This window comes from Streptomyces sp. DH12, from assembly GCF_020873895.1.
Taxonomy (GTDB): domain Bacteria; phylum Actinomycetota; class Actinomycetes; order Streptomycetales; family Streptomycetaceae; genus Streptomyces.
This window is the reverse complement of sequence record NZ_JAHWGT010000003.1, coordinates 55,551-71,759: the sequence shown is the minus strand read 5'-3', so window position 1 is coordinate 71,759 and position 16,209 is coordinate 55,551. Positions and strand designations below refer to the sequence as shown.

At 73.8% G+C, this 16,209-nt stretch carries 12 protein-coding genes and 1 pseudogene; 5 read left to right on the top strand and 8 right to left on the bottom strand.

The annotated features are described in order from the left end of the window. Positions 1-49: 49 nt before the first annotated feature. From LPA54_RS03515 to LPA54_RS03505, 3 genes and pseudogenes are all read left to right on the top strand, one after another. Positions 50-754: pseudogene (locus LPA54_RS03515) on the top strand (hypothetical protein); the annotation flags it as partial. Between the two features lie 381 nt (positions 755-1,135). Continuing rightward, entirely contained in the window at positions 1,136-2,329 is a 1,194-nt protein-coding gene (locus LPA54_RS03510) for an Ig-like domain-containing protein (protein WP_228973595.1), read from the top strand. A gap of 140 nt (positions 2,330-2,469) precedes the next feature. Continuing rightward, positions 2,470-4,071: an alpha/beta fold hydrolase gene (locus LPA54_RS03505; RefSeq protein WP_228973593.1), complete on the top strand. Its 1,602-nt coding sequence runs from the start codon at positions 2,470-2,472 to the stop codon at positions 4,069-4,071. Positions 4,072-4,454: 383 nt separating this feature from the next. Here the strand turns inward: LPA54_RS03505 and LPA54_RS03500 are convergent, their stop codons facing one another. From LPA54_RS03500 to pcaC, 4 genes are all read right to left on the bottom strand, one after another. Then, positions 4,455-4,898, bottom strand: a complete 444-nt coding sequence (locus tag LPA54_RS03500) for a DUF6278 family protein (protein WP_228973592.1) — start codon at positions 4,896-4,898, stop codon at positions 4,455-4,457. A gap of 130 nt (positions 4,899-5,028) precedes the next feature. After that, positions 5,029-5,808 (bottom strand): exodeoxyribonuclease III, encoded by a 780-nt coding sequence (locus LPA54_RS03495; protein ID WP_228973590.1) that lies wholly within the window; start codon positions 5,806-5,808, stop codon positions 5,029-5,031. 36 nt (positions 5,809-5,844) lie between these two features. Beyond that, positions 5,845-6,477, bottom strand: coding sequence for an MBL fold metallo-hydrolase (locus tag LPA54_RS03490; RefSeq protein ID WP_228973588.1), 633 nt, complete (start codon positions 6,475-6,477; stop codon positions 5,845-5,847). A 42-nt stretch (positions 6,478-6,519) separates the two neighbouring features. Further along, positions 6,520-7,815, bottom strand: a complete 1,296-nt coding sequence (gene pcaC / locus LPA54_RS03485; RefSeq protein WP_228973586.1) for a 4-carboxymuconolactone decarboxylase — start codon at positions 7,813-7,815, stop codon at positions 6,520-6,522. A 367-nt stretch (positions 7,816-8,182) separates the two neighbouring features. On the opposite strand from pcaC, the gene LPA54_RS03480 reads away from it, so the two are divergent. After that, entirely contained in the window at positions 8,183-9,631 is a 1,449-nt protein-coding gene (locus tag LPA54_RS03480; protein ID WP_228973584.1) for a sodium:alanine symporter family protein, read from the top strand. A 249-nt stretch (positions 9,632-9,880) separates the two neighbouring features. Here LPA54_RS03480 and LPA54_RS03475 read toward each other — a convergent pair whose 3' ends face one another. The 4 genes from LPA54_RS03475 to LPA54_RS03460 form a co-directional block, all read right to left on the bottom strand. Further along, positions 9,881-10,942 (bottom strand): ABC transporter permease, encoded by a 1,062-nt coding sequence (locus LPA54_RS03475; protein ID WP_228973583.1) that lies wholly within the window; start codon positions 10,940-10,942, stop codon positions 9,881-9,883. A 295-nt stretch (positions 10,943-11,237) separates the two neighbouring features. Then, positions 11,238-11,534: a PRC-barrel domain-containing protein gene (locus LPA54_RS03470; protein ID WP_228973582.1), complete on the bottom strand. Its 297-nt coding sequence runs from the start codon at positions 11,532-11,534 to the stop codon at positions 11,238-11,240. Positions 11,535-11,857: 323 nt separating this feature from the next. After that, the gene (locus tag LPA54_RS03465) at positions 11,858-13,453 is read right to left on the bottom strand and encodes a peroxidase family protein (RefSeq protein ID WP_228973581.1); all 1,596 of its coding nucleotides are present in this window, start codon (positions 13,451-13,453) and stop codon (positions 11,858-11,860) included. Positions 13,454-13,494: 41 nt separating this feature from the next. Then, the gene (locus tag LPA54_RS03460; protein WP_228973580.1) at positions 13,495-14,811 is read right to left on the bottom strand and encodes a cytochrome P450; all 1,317 of its coding nucleotides are present in this window, start codon (positions 14,809-14,811) and stop codon (positions 13,495-13,497) included. A gap of 214 nt (positions 14,812-15,025) precedes the next feature. On the opposite strand from LPA54_RS03460, the gene LPA54_RS03455 reads away from it, so the two are divergent. Next, positions 15,026-16,057, top strand: a complete 1,032-nt coding sequence (locus LPA54_RS03455) for an acyl-CoA desaturase (RefSeq protein ID WP_228973579.1) — start codon at positions 15,026-15,028, stop codon at positions 16,055-16,057. Positions 16,058-16,209 lie beyond the last annotated feature (152 nt).

The window sequence follows — 16,209 nt, the reverse complement described above, 5'->3', positions numbered from 1 at the left end:
GCGTAACTTCACACCGCCCGCGGTACCAGGACCGCTAGCATGCGCGCCCATGGACGACGACCTGTGGAACATCGTGCTCGGCGTGGCCGCCAGTGGGCTCAGTGCGTCACTCGGATGGCTGGCCCGCACGGCGCTCACCCGCCGCCGGCTCCGCCGCAAGCAGCGCTTCCTCGGGCTGCCGGGCAACGCGGAGTGCCTCCTCGTGGTGAACCGCGAGGCCGGCGGGGACGGCGTCCACCGCAACGACGTGTTCGCGCTGCTGGAGCTGTCCGCGCTGATCCGGGACTGCGGCGCGCACGCCCGCATCGTCCGGCACGACCAGGCGGTGCAGGGCTTCGGGGACCGCACGGAGTTCTGCCTCGGCGGCCCGACCTCCAACCGGCGCATGGCCGCGCACCTGCGCACGCTCCTGCCGGGCATGCGGGTCGAGGAGGGGCCGGGCAAGAAGCCGGACGTCTACCGGTTCGGGACGCGGGAGTACCGGGCGGAGCTGGGCCTGAGCGAGTACGTGGTCCTCGCGCGGCTCACCGCCGGGGAGGGCCGGCACCCGGTGTTCCTCTTCTGCGGGCAGCGGGCCATAACGAACCAGGCGGCCACCCGCTACCTGGTCCGCCATCAGGAGCGGCTGGCGCGCGAGCACGGCCGCCGCCCCTTCGTCCTGCTGCTGAAGGTGGTCAACTCGCAGGCGTACGGGCCCGACGTGGTCGAACTGGTGGCCGACGTGACGTCGGCGGCCCTGGACCCCGCGCCCGCCCGGCCCCCGGCGCCGGACGCGCCCGACGCGGCGACGGACCCGGGGGGCCCGGAGGCGGCGGGGGGCGAGGAGCCCGGCCGGGACCGCGCCGAGGACCGCGCCGAGGACCGGGGCCGGGAGCGTACCGAAGAGCGCGCCGAGGACCGCGCGGCCGGCGCCTCCTGACCGTCGCGGGCCGCGGGGTCGGCCCACCGGGAGGGTCATCGGGCCGCGCCCGCGGCCGCCGGTCGCGCCCGCGTGCGCGCGCCCCGGCGCACCCCCTCGGCGCGCGGTGTCGGGCGCATCACATCGCGGGCCCCGGAAAACCCCGGTCGCCCCGCAACCCGAAGCGGTCGTTCGCCCTCTCTCCCAGCGACGAAGAACGCATCGGAGGTTTTCCAGTTGAGCCGCACACGTGCCCGCACCACGCTCCGCACCACCGCCCTCGCCGGTACCGCGGTTCTGACCGCGGCGCTGACCGCGTGTTCGGGCGGCGGCAGCGGCTCCTCGACCGGCGATGCCGGCGGGGACGGCAAGGCGAAGCCGGAGACGCGCATCTCGGTGAACCTGACGGGCAAGGCGGCGAAGCCCGGTGAGCCGGTGCGGGTCACCCTCGCCGACGGCAGGCTCACCCAGGTGACCGTGACCGACTCGAAGGGGGCCACGCTGGAAGGCAGGGTGTCCGCCGACGGCAGGTCCTGGACGTCGGTCCGCAACGCCGCCCCCGGCACCGGGTACACCGTCGAGGCGCGCGACGCGGGCGGCGGCAGCGCCAAGGCGGACTTCGCCACCGCCGCCCCGGAGAAGGTCAACAAGCTCACCCTCGCCCCGGGGAAGAACACCACCGTCGGCATAGCCCAGCCGCTGTCGATCGTCTTCGACCACCCGGTCAAGGACAAGGCGGCGGTGGAGAAGGCCCTCAAGGTCACCACCTCGAACGGCACCGAGGGCTCCTGGGGCTGGATGCAGGACTGGTCCGGCAAGGACCGCGTCGACTGGCGGCCGAAGGAGTACTGGAAGTCCGGCACCAAGGTCACCCTCGACGCGCGCCTCAACGGCGTGGACTCCGGCCCCGACGGCGGCTGGTTCGTCCGCGACTACACGACCAACTTCACCGTCGGCCGGAACCAGGTCGTCAAGGTCGACCTGGACGGCCACCGGCTGAAGCTGCTGCGCGACGGCCAGGTCGTCAAGGACGTGCCGATGTCGGCCGGCACGCCGGGCGGCGAGAAGGCGTCGTGGCGGGGCAGGACCGTCCTGATGTCGAAGGAGGGCACCATCAACATGCGCTCCGAGACGGTGGGCCTCGGCGACGCGTACGACAAGATGGTCGACTACTCGATGCGGCTCACCTGGTCGGGCATGTACGCGCACGCCGCGCCGTGGAACGCCAAGTACATGGGCAGCGCCAACCGCAGCTCCGGCTGCATCGGCATGACCGACGGCAACGCCCGGTGGGTGTACGAGCAGGTGCAGGTGGGCGACCCGTTCGAGATCGAGGGCGACGACGCCAAGGGGACGCAGGCCCTCAACAACGGCTACGGCGAGTGGAACCTCTCCTGGAGCGACTGGCAGGCGAAGAGCGCGCTGCGCTGACCCGCCCGGCCGGGTCGGCCGCGGTCTCGCGAACAATTGTTACCGTCACGTAACTTACCGGGGAGTTACCCCAGGTAAGCCCACACGGATACCTTCGGTTCACTTTCAACCACGCGTGACACGCGAGTGAGGAGTGACCCGTGGGACACGTGCGCTCAGCCAAGCGGGCCGCGGCCGCCGGTACGGCCGCGGCCGTCCTGGCGACCGGGGCGGCCTTCGGGCTCGCCCCGGCGGCGTCGGCCGGGACCGCCGACGCCGTCGCCGCCTCCGCCGCCACCGCGGCGGGGGTCCGCTTCGTCGACATCGCCGGCGACGGGGGCACCGTCCTCAAGGCCAACGTCGTCACCCCGGCAGGCGCCGACGCGAACCGCCGCCACCCGCTGGTCGTCCTGCCCACCAGCTGGTCCATGCCGCAGATCGAGTACCTCGCCCAGGCCCGCAAGCTCGCCGACGCCGGCTACGTCGTGGTCAGCTACAACTCCCGCGGCTTCTGGCAGTCCGGCGGGAACATCGAGGTCGCGGGCCCGCCGGACGTCGCCGACGCCTCCAAGGTCATCGACTGGGCCCTGGCGAACACCCCCGCCGACCCCGAGCGCGTCGGCATGGCGGGCGTCAGTTACGGCGCCGGCATCAGCCTCCTCGCCGCCGCGAACGACGAGCGCGTCAAGGCGGTCGTCGCGATGAGCGGCTGGGCCGACCTCATCGACTCCATCTACAGCGGCCGCACGCAGCACCTCCAGGCCGCCGCGATGCTCGGCGGCACCGGCCTGCTCACGGGCCGCCCGAGCCCCGAACTCCAGCAGGTCCTCAAGGACTTCCTCGCCTCGAACCTCGACCAGGAGGACGAGATGATCGCGTGGGGCGCCAAGCGCTCCCCCGCCTTCCAGGTCGACCGGATCAACGCCAACGGCGCCGCCGTCATGCTCGGCAACGCCTGGGGCGACACCATCTTCCCGCCCAACCAGTACGCCTCGTTCTACGAGAAGCTCACCGGCCCCAAGCGCTTGGAGCTGCGCCCCGGCGACCACGCCACCGCCGAGGCGACCGGTCTGCTCGGCCTGCCCAACGACACCTGGACCAACGCGCAGCGCTGGTTCGACCACCACCTCAAGGGCGTCGACAACGGCATCGACCGCGAGCGGCCCGTCCAGCTCAAGTCCCGCACGGGCGGCGGCTACGAAGGCTACCCGGACTGGAAGTCGGTCGGCGCGGACGAGCGCAGGATCCCGCTCACGGACACCCAGGGGGTGCGCGCGAACGTCGACTCGGGCGCCAACGGCGGCGTCCTGATGCTGTCCAACCTGCTCGACCAGTTCCTCAGGCTCCCGCCCACCGCCTCGATCCCCCTCCTGCCCCGCTCCTACGCCGCCGTCTGGCAGTCCGAGCGGTACGGCTCCGTCCAGCGGGTCCGGGGGACGGCGAAGCTCCACACGACGGTCACCAGCACCGCGTCCAGCGGCACCCTCGTCGCCTGCCTGTACGACGTCGGCCCGCTCGGTCTCGGCAAGCTGGTCAGCAACGCCCCCTTCACCTTCCACGACAGGACGCCGGGCCGGCCCTTCGCGGTGGACCTGGAGCTGTTCTCGACGTCGTACGACGTCCCCGCCGGGCACCGGCTCGCCCTGGTCGTCGACACCGTCGACCCGCTGTACATCGAGCACAACCCGTCCGGCGCGCGGCTGACCTTCTCCTCACCGCCGTCCGACCCCTCGTACGTGTCGGTCCCGCTGCGCGAGGAGTGATCACCGGCCGCTGCCGGGCGGGCTCGGCCCCGCGCCGCCCCTCCCCTCCGCGGGAGGGGCGGCGGCGTCCGTCGGCCCCGTCGGCGCGCGGGCGCGCGCGGCCGGGGTCCCGGGCCCGCTCAGCGGGCGCGGCTCGGACAGGAGGCTCCCCGCGCCCGGCGGCCCGACCCCCAGGGGCGGACTTCCACGGAAACGCGGGGGGTGCGGAGGGTGCGGTACTCCGCGGTGCGCCGCTCGGCCATGCGCTGCCTGCCCCATTCCCAGGTGTCGAGGTCAGCGCAAACTATCCAGCGGAGCAAGGCACTTCACCACCCGACACGGCAATCGGGCATTAGCGGTATTGGATGATGAAGTGGGGCGATACGGGCGGAAGGCTCACCGCCCTACCGCCCCTCGGCGGCCTCGCCGTACGTCTGGGAGAGCTGCGGGGACCCGGTGATCGCCCAGTCCAGCCCCGCCCCGACGACGTCGACCTCCCGGCCGGAGGCGAGCCGGACGACGGCCCGGCCGCCCGGCAGCACGTCCCACACGGCGCCCGGCACCGTGCGCACGATGACCGTGCCGAGGTAGAGGCCGGCGTCGTTGCCGACCCACGGCAGCTCCTCGGGGTCCTCCCGCCAGCGCGGCGGGAGTTGGTCGAGCGCCTCCAGGGAGCGGGGCGTGTCGTCGAGGCGGACACCCGCCTCCTGGGCGCGGGCGCGCAGCAGCGCGCACTCGGCGAGGAGACCCGCGGCGCCCTCCGGGTCGCGCTCGAAGGCGGAGACGAGCACCGGGGCCCGGTCGCCGCCGCGCCGTCTGCGCCAGGAGTCCAGGAAGGGGATGTTCATACCGCCAGCGTCGCACTCCCCGCGCCCGGCGCACCACAGGGCGCGCGCCGGACGGCCCCGGGAGAGCACCCCTCGCGGGGCGGGTCCGCGAGCGCGTGCGCACCGGCGGGCCCCGCGGGCGGCCCCTGCCTCAGAGCTTGAGGTCCACGACGACCGGGGCGTGGTCGGAGGCGCCCTTGCCCTTGCGCTCCTCGCGGTCCACGTAGCTGTCGCCGACGGCCGAGGCGAACGGCTCGTTCCCGTAGACCAGGTCGATGCGCATGCCGCGGTTCTTCGGGAAGCACAGCTGGCGGTAGTCCCAGTACGTGTACGGGTGGTCGTACTTCAGGGGGCGCGGGACGACGTCGCTCAGGCCCGCGCCGCGCAGCCCCTCCAGGGCGGCGCGCTCGGGCTCCGTGACGTGCGTCGACCCCTCGAAGAGGGAGCGGTCGAAGACGTCGTCGTCGGTGGGGGCGATGTTGAAGTCGCCGAGCACGGCGAAGGGCCGGGGGCCCGCCGCGTCCTCGGCGACGGCGTCCCGCAGCGCCTGGAGCCAGCGCAGCTTGTACGCGTAGTGGTCGTGGGCGACCTCGCGGCCGTTGGGCACGTACACCGACCAGACGCGCACCGGGCCGCAGGTCGCGGAGACCGCCCGGGGCTCCTCCACGCCCTCGTACGCCGGCCCCCCGGGCAGGCCGCGCACGATGTCGTCGAGGCCGACCCGGGAGACCACGGCCACGCCGTTCCACCGGCCCGTGGCGTGCACCGCCGACTCGTAGCCCAGCTCCCGCAGCTCCGCGGCGGGGAACTGCTCGGCGGTGCACTTGGTCTCCTGGACGCACAGCACGTCCGTGCCGCTGCTCTCCAGCCAGGCCAGCAGGCGCGGCAGCCGAGCGGTGATCGAGTTGACGTTCCAGGTGGCGATACGCATGTCGGACAGCCTAACGGCGGGGTCCGACAACCGGCCTCACAGCTCGGTGTACGCCCCGGCCGTCAGCCGCCGGTGGTCGGTTCCGCCGAGGGCGCCGATCTGCCGGTCGTAGATCGGCCGGGCGAGCGGCGTGAGCAGCGCGTCGTGGACGTCGATCGCCCGCCGCGGCTTCACCTCCCGCACGTAGTCGATCACTTCGCTGATCTTGTTCCACGGCGCCATGACCGGCAGGAACAGCGTGTCGACGGGCCGCCCCGGCACGGTCAGGGCGTCGCCGGGGTGGAAGACGGCCCCGTCGACGAGGTAGCCGACGTTGGTGACGCGCGGGATGTCCGGGTGGATGACGGCGTGGAGCTCGCCGTGCACCTCCACGTCGAAGCCGGCGGCGGTGAAGGCGTCCCCGTCGCCGACGGTGTGCACCCGGCCGGGGAAGGCGGCCACGAGCTGCTCGGCGACGCTGCGGAGCGTCCAGATCTCGGCGGCCGGGTTGGCCTCCAGGCCCGCGCGGAGCCGTCCCTCGTCGAAGTGGTCGGCGTGCTCGTGGGTGACGAGGATCGCGTCGGCGCCGAGCGCCGCGTCCTCCTCGCTGAACCCGCCCGGGTCGATGACGAGGGTCCGCCCGTCCTTCTCCAGCCGTACGCAGGCGTGCGCTTTCTTGGTCAGCTTCATGCACCCATCCTGCCCCGGCCCCGGCCGCCCCGTGGGCGGGAGTCAGGGTTCGAGGGTGGTCTCCTCCGCGATGACCCGGGCGGCCACCCGGAAGGCGGAGTTGGCGGCGGGGACGCCGCAGTACACGGCGGTGTGGAGGAGCACCTCGCGGATCTCCGTCGGGGTGAGCCCGTTGCGCAGGGCGGCGCGGGTGTGGAAGGCGAGTTCGTCGAGGTGGCCGCGGGCGGCGAGGGCGGTGAGGGTGACGCAGCTGCGGGTGCGGCGGTCGAGGCCGTCGCGGGTCCACACCTCGCCCCAGGCGTAGCGGGTCACCAGCTCCTGGAAGTCGCCGGTGAAGTCGTCGGCGGCGGCCAGGGCGCGGTCCACGTGGGCGTCGCCGAGCACCTCGCGGCGGATGCGCAGGCCCGCGTCGTACGGGTCGGGGCGGTGGGCGGGCGGCTGCTCCGCGGCGGCGGCCGGCGCTGCGGCGGGCGGCGCGGCGGGTTCCGCCCCGGCGGGCGCGGCGGGGGCGGGCACGGCGGCGGCCTGGGGCGGTACGGGGACGGCGGCGAGCGTGTCGTGCCAGGCGCTGGAGAAGTGCCGTACCAGCAGGTCGGTGACGGCGGCCGGCTGCTCGACGGGGGCGAGGTGGGCGGCGCCGGGGACGACCGCGAGCCGGGCGTCGGGGATGCCCGCGACGAGGGTGCGCGCCTCGGCCGGCCCGGTCACCCGGTCGTCGGCGCCGACGAGGACGAGCGTCGGCACGCCGATCCGGCCGAGTTCGGCGCGGACGTCGAAGGCGGCGAGCGCCTCGCACGCGGCGATGTAGCAGCCGGCGTGGGTGGTGCGGACCATCTGCACGGCCCAGTCGACGATGGCCGGTTGGGCGGCGGCGAAGGCCTGCGTGAACCACAGGCCGGGGGTGAGGCGGGCCATCGGCTCCATGCCGTTGGCGCGGACGACGACCCCGCGCTGGCGGTACTCGTCGGCGGTCGCGAAGCGGGGCGAGGCCGCGACGAGCGCGAGGGAGGCGAGGCGCTGCGGGGCCCGCAGCGCGAGGTCGGCGCCGACGGCCGCGCCGAGGTCGGATCCGGCGTACCCGAAGCGCCCCACGCCGAGGTCGTCGAGGGTGGCGAGCAGCCGGTCGGCGAGCTCGCCGACGGAGGAGGCCGGCTCGGCGGGCGCGCCGCCGTGCCCCGGCAGGTCGAAGCGCAGCACCCGCCACCGCGCGGTGAGCTCGGGCGTCTGCCGGTCCCACATGTGCCACGTGGTGCCCAGTGAGGGACCGAGGATCAGGACCGGGGCCTCTTCTGGCCCGTCAAAGCGGTATTGCAGCGTGTTCGACGGTGTCTCACTCACGACCCAGACCCTCTCACGTCCCGCGGACGCCCCGGTGACGAGGGACGCCGGAGGTCGTCCCGACCGGCTCACCGACCTCTCGGGCGGCATACGGCCCGGGCACCGGGGGCCCCACCGAGCGATGGACAGGCTGACGCCGGATCCGCCTGACCCGGAGGAAGCGAGAACGCCGCCGATCGGATTCGTGTGAGACAGACCACTTTCAGGAACCATAGGCAGGGACGGCGACGCCAGCCTAGAGTCCTGGGGTTTGCGGAGCCTTTGCCTCCGCACCACCCGGTCCGGCCGTCCGCTCCGTACACGACCTGTACGCGCACGCGGGAACCGGGCCGATTCCCCGACTCACGAGGAACCGGGAAGCATTCGCATGAGCACGTTGGAAGCCTGGGTCGTCGACCTCAACGACGTCTTCTGGACATATCTGCTGATCCCGCTGGTCGCCGTCGCCGGCGTCTGGTTCACGGTGCGCTCCAAGGGCGTGCAGATCCGCCTGATACCGGAGATGTTCCGGGTCCTCAAGGACAAGCCGCAGTCCGGTGTCAGCCCCTTCGGCGCCTTCACCATCTCCGCCGCCGCGCGGATCGGCACCGGCAACATCGCCGGCGTGGCCACCGCGATCACCATGGGCGGCCCCGGAGCCGTCTTCTGGATGTGGATGATGGCCCTGGTCGGCGGTGCCTCGGCGTTCGTCGAGTCGGTCCTCGCCCAGCTCTACAAGGTGCGCGACACCGAGCCCGGCACCTACCGGGGCGGCCCGGCCTACTACATGCAGAAGGCGCTCGGAATGCGCTGGCTCGGCGTGGTCTTCGCCGTTCTGATCACGCTGACGTTCGGGTTCGTGCTGACCGCGGTGCAGTCCAACACCATCACGGTGGCCGCGAAGGGTTCCTTCGGCTCGGACGCCTCCTGGTTCGACCCCGCCCTCGGCGTCGTGCTCGCCGTGCTGCTCGCACTCGCGGTGTTCTTCGGCGTGAAGCGCCTGACGGCCGTCACCAAGGTCATCATCCCGGTGATGGCCGGGATCTACCTGCTGGTCGGCCTGGTCATCGTGCTCCTCAACCTCGGCAGCGTGCCGGGCATGCTCGGCGACATCATCGGCGGGGCCTTCGGCTTCCGCGAGGTCGCGGGTGGCGCCGTGGGCACGGCCATCCTCCAGGGCGTGCGGCGCGGCATGTTCTCCAACGAGGCGGGCATGGGTTCCGCCCCGAACGCCGCCGCGGCCGCGGAGACCACGCACCCGGTCAAGCAGGGCCTGGTCCAGACCCTCGGCGTCTACTTCGACACCCTGGTCATCTGCACCATGACCGCCTTCGTGATCCTGTCCGCCAACCCGACCCTCGGTGAGCGGGGCGGCGCGGACGTCACGCAGTCCGCCTTCACCGGCGCGCTCGGCGACTGGGCGGGTCACCTGCTGACCCTGGTGGTCTTCATGGTCGCCTTCAGCTCCATGATCGGCAACTACTACTACGGCGAGTCCAACATCCGGTTCATCACCCGCAGCAAGAGCGTGATGAGCTCGTACCGCGCCGTGGTCGTCGCCTGCGCCGTCCTCGGCGCGATCGGCTCGGTCCCGCTGGTCTGGAGCCTCGCGGACGTCACGATGGGCGCGATGGTCCTGGTCAACCTGATCGCGATCATCCCCCTCGGCGCGGTCGCCTTCCGCCTCCTCGACGACTACACGGCCCAGCGCCGCCAGGGCCTCGACCCGGTCTTCCGAAAGGACCAGGTGCCGGGCCTGCGCGGCGAGGTGGAGTGCTGGGGCACGTCGGACGAGGAGTCCACCGCGAAGGAGCGGACGCCCGTCGGCTCGCTCTGACACGCACGCGTCCCGGCACGACCGCGGACGCCCGAGGGCGGCACCCTTCCAGGGTGCCGCCCTCGGCGTCTGCGGGGCCGGGCGGCCGGGTTCGGCCACGCCGTCGGCATCGTGCGGCGCGCGCACTTCAGGCAGGTGTCGCGGACGGGTGTCGGTGTCGGTGTCGGTGTCGGCGACGAGACCGCGGACGGCGACCGAAGCCGCGGTCGGCGACGGCGGTGTCCGCCGCGCCGGCGGGGTGGCCGGGGTTCACGAACCGGCGTGCGCCGGGTGGTGTTCGCGGCCGCCGGGGTGGCGGTGGCGCCAGGTCCAGAAGACCGCGCAGGACACCAGCGCCCAACCGGCCAGCACCAGGAACGGCATCGCGTGCTGGTGGCCGGGGAAGTAGACGGCCGTGTGCTGGGCGCTGACCGACGCGCCGGGCGGCAGCCACCGGCCGATCGCGCCCAGCGCCGACGGCAGCAGCGGCCAGGACACCGCGCCGCCGGACGAGGGGTTGCCCAGCAGCACCATCAGCCCCCACGTCGGCAGCATCGCCCAGCGGCCGATCAACGTGTTGAACATGGTGAAGACCATGCCGCTGGCGAACATCGTCAGCGCGAGGATCAGCCACGACTCGACGAACGGGAGGTCGAGCGCGCCGAGCAGCCAGTCCACGGCCGCCGCGATCGCGAAGCCGCCGAGCAGCGCGTACGCGGCGGTGAAGGCGATGCGCTCCGGCGGGGTGAGCTCCCGGGCGTGGACGCTCAGTTGGATGGCGCCGACGAAACCGATGATCACGGCGGCGAGCGAGATGTAGAAGATGGCCAGCCCCCGGGGGTCGCCCGGCTGGAGCGGGTTGACGTCGCGGACGGTGACCGCGACCCCGGTCTCGCGGCCCACCGCGGGGGCGGCTTCGGCCAGTACCTGGGCCACCGAGACGCCCGAGGCCCCCGAGACGTCCAGCACCACGCGGCGCCCGCCGTCGCGCACGTCGAGGATGGCGAACACTTCCTGTTCGTCGACCGCTCGCCGCGCCTGCGCGACGCTGTCGTACGTGCGCGCCTTCACCGCGGCGCCCAGGGCCTCCTCCATGCCGTCGAGGAACGCCGTGCCCCGGTCCTCCCGGTACGCGCCGACCACGGCGGTCGGGATCGAGTGCGGGGTCGGTTTGGCCATGGAGTACGTGTACGAGCCGGCGAACAGCCCGGCGGCAGCCCCGAGGATCAGTACCAGGACGACGGCCGGCAGCAGCGGCGACCGCCGGACCGCGGCCCAGCGCTGTCCGGGCGTGGACGGCCTGCCGTGACCGCCGTGGGGTGTGTCGGCCATCGCGCGCACCCTCCTTCCCGCCAGGCACGACCCTGGCACATGTGTACGGACCCGGCACGAGGGGGCGCTCCCTTCGGGTGGGCGGCGTGCCGACCGCTCGCCGAGCGCGGTGTGAGCCCGGGCCCGGGAATCACGCGTCGGCCCGGCGGAGGTTCAGACCGCCGTCGGCGAACAACCCTGGTGCGGCACGGGGCGGCCCGCACTGCCGTCCACCGGCAGTCCCGGGGCGCTCCGCATGCCGGGGAGCCGGGTGGGGCGCACGGACGGCGTCCGCCTCGGGAGCCGGCCGGCTCCGTCAGGGGTGGCGCGGGAACGGCGGGTGGACGTACCCGTGGCCCCAGAAGGGTGCCGTGCCGAAGTCGCGGAAGACGTCGTCGGAGTACCGCGGTTCGTCGACCAGGTCGGGGTCGTACGCGGGGGCACCGGCCATGTGCTCGCGTGAGGAGCTGATGCGGACCAGGTCGGCCTCGACCCCCGTCACCGCGTCGACGGGGATGAACGTCTTCTTCTCCCCGATGCCGAGGAAGCCGCCGTGCTCGACGAGGAGGAACCGGACCTTCTCCTCGTGCTCGTCGATGAGCAGGTCCTCCACCGTGCCCAGCTCCTCGCCGTGGGGGTCGCCACGCTGCGGCCTCGGACGTCCTGGTCCGGGGCGGCCACCACCTGGTCGGACTCGCTGATCTTCTTCAGCGCCGGGATGCTGTCCGCGCTCATGGTGTCGTCGCCTCTCCCTGTCGTGCGTCGTGCTCGCTGCGCCGTGCTCCGTGCGTCGGCCGTGGGTCGTGGACCGAGTGGTGGCCGACGCGGGCGTCGCCGCCCTCCGGGGAGGGGTTGCCGCTGCGGGTGAGGTGAAACGTGTTCCGCCACACCCGTCGCACCCGCGACGGCCCCCGGCCCCGGCCCCGGCCCCGGCCGCTACGGCGTCGGCTTCGTGCCGAGGGAGACGAGGTACCGGCCGTCGTCCTCCGGGATGTTGCGGTGGACGACGTCGGAGAGGGTGCGCGTGCGGCGCAGGATGTCCATCCCCTCCGAGGAGAAGGTCTCCGCGGTGAAGAGCCGGGGCGTCAGCAGGGGGTTGGTCAGCGCCTCCGAGAACGAGTCGATGCCGATGATCCGCCCGAGCAGGTTGCCGAAGAGGCTGCCGTGGCGGGCGTCCTCGGCGAAGATGCCGACGTAGAGGTCCAGTTCGTCGACACCGCCGTACAGGTCGTGCAGCGCCTCCAGCACCTGCGGGTCGCCGGTCACCTGGCGCAGGGAGGTGGCCCGGGGGAAGCCGAAGTGCTCCCGGTAGTCGTTGTACGGGGCGACCTGGAGCTCGCGGCTCACCTCCACGCTGCGCTCCTCGATGGGCAGGAGCAGCGGGTCGGTGTTGAACAGGCCCATGCGGCCGGCCGGCTGGCGGGACAGGTCGTCGAAGAGGGGCCCCATGCCGCGCTCCTCGATGAGCCGGCCGTTGGCGAGGGTGTGGAGCAGCGGCACGTCGCTGCCGCCGATCCGGTACGTGGAGGGGATCAGGCTGTGCCAGCGGTACACGAGGCTGAACTCGATCGTCGACCAGTTCTCCCGGTACCAGCTCGACCTGATGGTGCGCCGCGGGTCGAGGCGGAAGCGGAAGTGGAAGGGCGTCAGGTGGTTGATGTACTCCTCCAGCACCAGCCGGATCGTCATCACCACGAGGATGTTGCGGGTGGTCTGGAAGAGGCGTTCGTCGTCCCACCTCGGGTGGGCGCGCGCCAGGAGTCCGGCGATCCGGTTGTGCTCGCGGAGGAAGAGCACGTTGACGAGCATGGGGCCGAGGTGGGCGTGCGCCCGGTCGCCGCCGGCCGCGAACACGGTGTCGCGCAGCTGCTCCGGGACGTCCTCCCAGCGTACGGGTTTCAGCGCCTCGAACTCCGCCCTGATCCGGCCCTGGTCGCACAGCAGCGGCGGGAACTCGCCCCCGCCGACGGTACGGCTCTTGAGCCGCCCGCCCTCGAACTGGCGCAGGCACGCCGTCACCTCCGCGTTCGCGCCGTACAGCTGCACCATGTCGATGGTGTGCGGCGAGTCGGTGCGGCGCGGGTCGCCGCCGCGGCCGTGCCCGCGCAGGAAGCCGTCGGTGAACCACTGGGCGAAGGCGGGCAGGAGCGCCGTCGAGCGGGCGCAGGTGGCGCCCTCGCCGTCGCGGCGGAAGAGCTCCGCCGCGACGGCCGGGGCGGGGCGGCCGGGGTGGGGGGCGGTGTCGGGCGGGAGGTGGCGGCCCACGTACGAGCGGTCCGTCAGGGAGGCCCAGGAGGTGTAGGGCGCCAGGGTGCTGAGCGGGTTCGGGCGCGGCGGCGCCTTGAGGATGGCGAGGTCCGTCAGGGCGGCGTTGGTCCTGCGGTAGAGCCACCGGTTGCTCTGCACGGCCCGCCACAGGGGGGCGTAGTGGGTGAGGACGTGCGCCTCGACGCGGTTGCGCCAGCCGTCCCTGGAGGGGTCGCGGCCGTCGCCGGCCCCGGTGTGCGCGACGCGGCGCGGGGTGGTGGTCATCCGTGCTGGCCCTCTCCTGGTCGCGTCGGTGCGCGGGTGCGTCATGACGACGCCGTCGCGCCCGCCGTCACGGTGTAGTGCTGGGGGTAGGGGCTGCCCGCGTAGTCGAGGTCGCGCACGGCGTCGGGCAGGGGGCGTACGCCGGGGCGCAGGAGGACGCGGCGGACGGCCTCCGGGAGGACGGCCCGGGCCGGGTACTTGCCCACGCAGTCGTGCGCGCCGTATCCGAGCACCAGGTTGTGCACGGGTGTGCGGTCCGGGCGGAAGGCGTACGGCTCGTCGACGACCGTCTCGTCGAACATCGCCGACGCCAGGTGCGCGTGGACGACGGTGCCCGGGGCGAGGCGGGTCGCGCGGGGCGTGCCGGCGGCCAGGACGTGGTCGCGGACGCAGAGTCTCGGCGTCGACGGGACGAAGGGGTGGAACCGCAGCGCCTCCCACACGTACCCGTCGAAGACGGCGGGGTCCTCGTCGGCGGCCGCCGCTTCGGCGCGGGCCAGCTCGTCGGGGCGCGAGGCGAGCTCCTTCAGGGCGGTGGCCGCGCACTGGGTGGCGTTCTGCTGGTAGCCGATCAGGTAGCCGACGAGCTGGTGGTTGATCCGCTCGTCGTCCATCTCCCGGCCGGTGCCGGGCGGGAGGGAGGCGCGCAGCATCCGCCCGAGGACGTCGTCGGGGCCGTCGGCCGGGGCCGGGCCGCCCGGGGCGGTGCCCCCGGCGCGGCGGCGGGCGATGACGCCGGCCACGAGGTCGTGCAGTTCCTTGCCGGCCGCCACGCCTGCGGCGTGCACCTCCGGGTCCCTCTCCTGGTTGACGAAGACGGCCCGCTGCACGCGCTGGGACAGGGTGTGCAGGGTCTCCTCGGGCACGTCGGTGAAGCCCAGGTACTCCCGGGCGACGCGGGCGGCGACCGGCGCGGCGTACTCCTGGACGTAGTCGAACGTCGTGCGGCCCTCGATGCGCGCCACCGCGACCGCCCGGTCCAGGGCGTCGTCCGCGATCCGGGCGGTCAGCCGGCGCACCGGCCCGAAGTCCTCGGCGGGCAGCATCAGCTGGGCGTGGGCGCGGTCGTGCCAGTGCACGTCGGCGCCGTCCCGGGCGAGCATGAACGGCCCGTGCAGGGCCTCCTCCAGGACCGGCCCGTACACGCCGACGGTGAAGACGTCGGGGGTGGACAGCACCTCCACCACATCGGCCATCCGGGTGACGAAGACCCCGACGGGTGTGGCGAACACGGGCCGCCGCTCCCGCAGTTCGCGCAGCAGGGCGGGGCCGTCGGCCTTCATCCGCTGCCTGAGCAGGCCCACGCGCCGCTTGGCGTCGGACTGCGGGATCGCGTCGTACTCCGCGAGGAACTCCATGGGATCACCCAGACGTGGCGGGGCGACACGACGGGCCGCCGGTGGATTCCTCCCCATTACGGCACGGGGGCCGTCCACCCGCACCCGGGCCGCGCTGTCGGTGTGAACCTGACCGCGGCACATGGGCGCGACCGCGCGCCGCCGCCCCCGCCGGACCGGTGACGGCCCAGCATGGGCCGGGACCCCACCCGGCGCAGACAGGAGGCCGCACAGCATGCTTCGACGAGGCGAACCCCCGGCCTCGGCCACCGGCGACCCGGCCGGCACCCCCGCCGGCGCCCCCGCCGGGCCGGGCGGACCGCCCGCGGGGACGTGGGCCGGCACGGTGCCCGTGTCGGGCGCCGAGTACACGGGCTATCTGGTCGGGATCATCGTGCTGCCGTTCGTCGTGCTCGCCGCCGCCCTGCCCTTCGCCTGGGGGTGGGGCGCGAGCGGCCTCGACGTGGCGCTGGCCGTGGTCATGTACGCGGTCTCGATCGCCGGCATCTCCACCGGCTACCACCGGCTCTTCACCCACCAGTCGTTCAAGGCGAAGCGGCCCCTGCGCATCGCTCTCGCGCTGGCCGGCGGCATGGCGGTGCAGGGGCCGGTCGCCCTCTGGGTCGCCGAGCACCGCCGCCACCACCAGTACTCCGACCGCCCCGGCGACCCGCACTCCCCCTGGGCGTTCGGCACCGGGCGCCGCGCCCTGCTGCGCGGGCTGTGGCACGCGCAGATCGGCTGGTTCGCGCGGCGGCGACGCGCGGACCTCGCGCACTACGCGCCGGACGTGCTGGCCGACCCCGACATCGGGCGGCTGGACCGCTGGTACTGGCTCACGGTGTCCGTGTCGTTCGCGCTGCCGCCGCTGGTCGGGGGCGTGTGGACCCAGTCCTGGGCCGGCGCCGCGACGGCGTTCTTCTGGGGGAGCCTGGTGCGCTACGCCGTCGTCCACCACGTCACCTGGTCGGTGAACTCCGTCGCCCACGCCTTCGGCCCGCAGCACTACCGGAGCCGGGACCAGTCCCGCGACGTGCGGTGGGTCGCCCTCCTCACCTTCGGCGAGGGCTGGCACAACCTGCACCACGCCGACCCGACGAGCGCCCGGCACGGCGCGCTGCGCGGACAGCCCGACCCGACCGCCGCCCTCATCCGGTTCTTCGAACGCCGGGGGTGGGCCCACGACGTCCGCTGGCCGGACCCGGACCGGCTCGCCGGCCGCGCGCTGCCCGGCACCGCCCCCCGGGTCCGCCCCACGATGGAGTGAACGGTGAGCTCGCCGTGCGTGTCGCGGTCGGCGGCAGTCCCCGCGGCGGGCCCGGGTGGTGGTAGGCAGGGACCCGTCCGTACACCACCCCCGCACCGCACCGCGCACCGTCCTGCCCGAACGGCCCCCGCCCGCCCGTGCCCCCGCCGGGC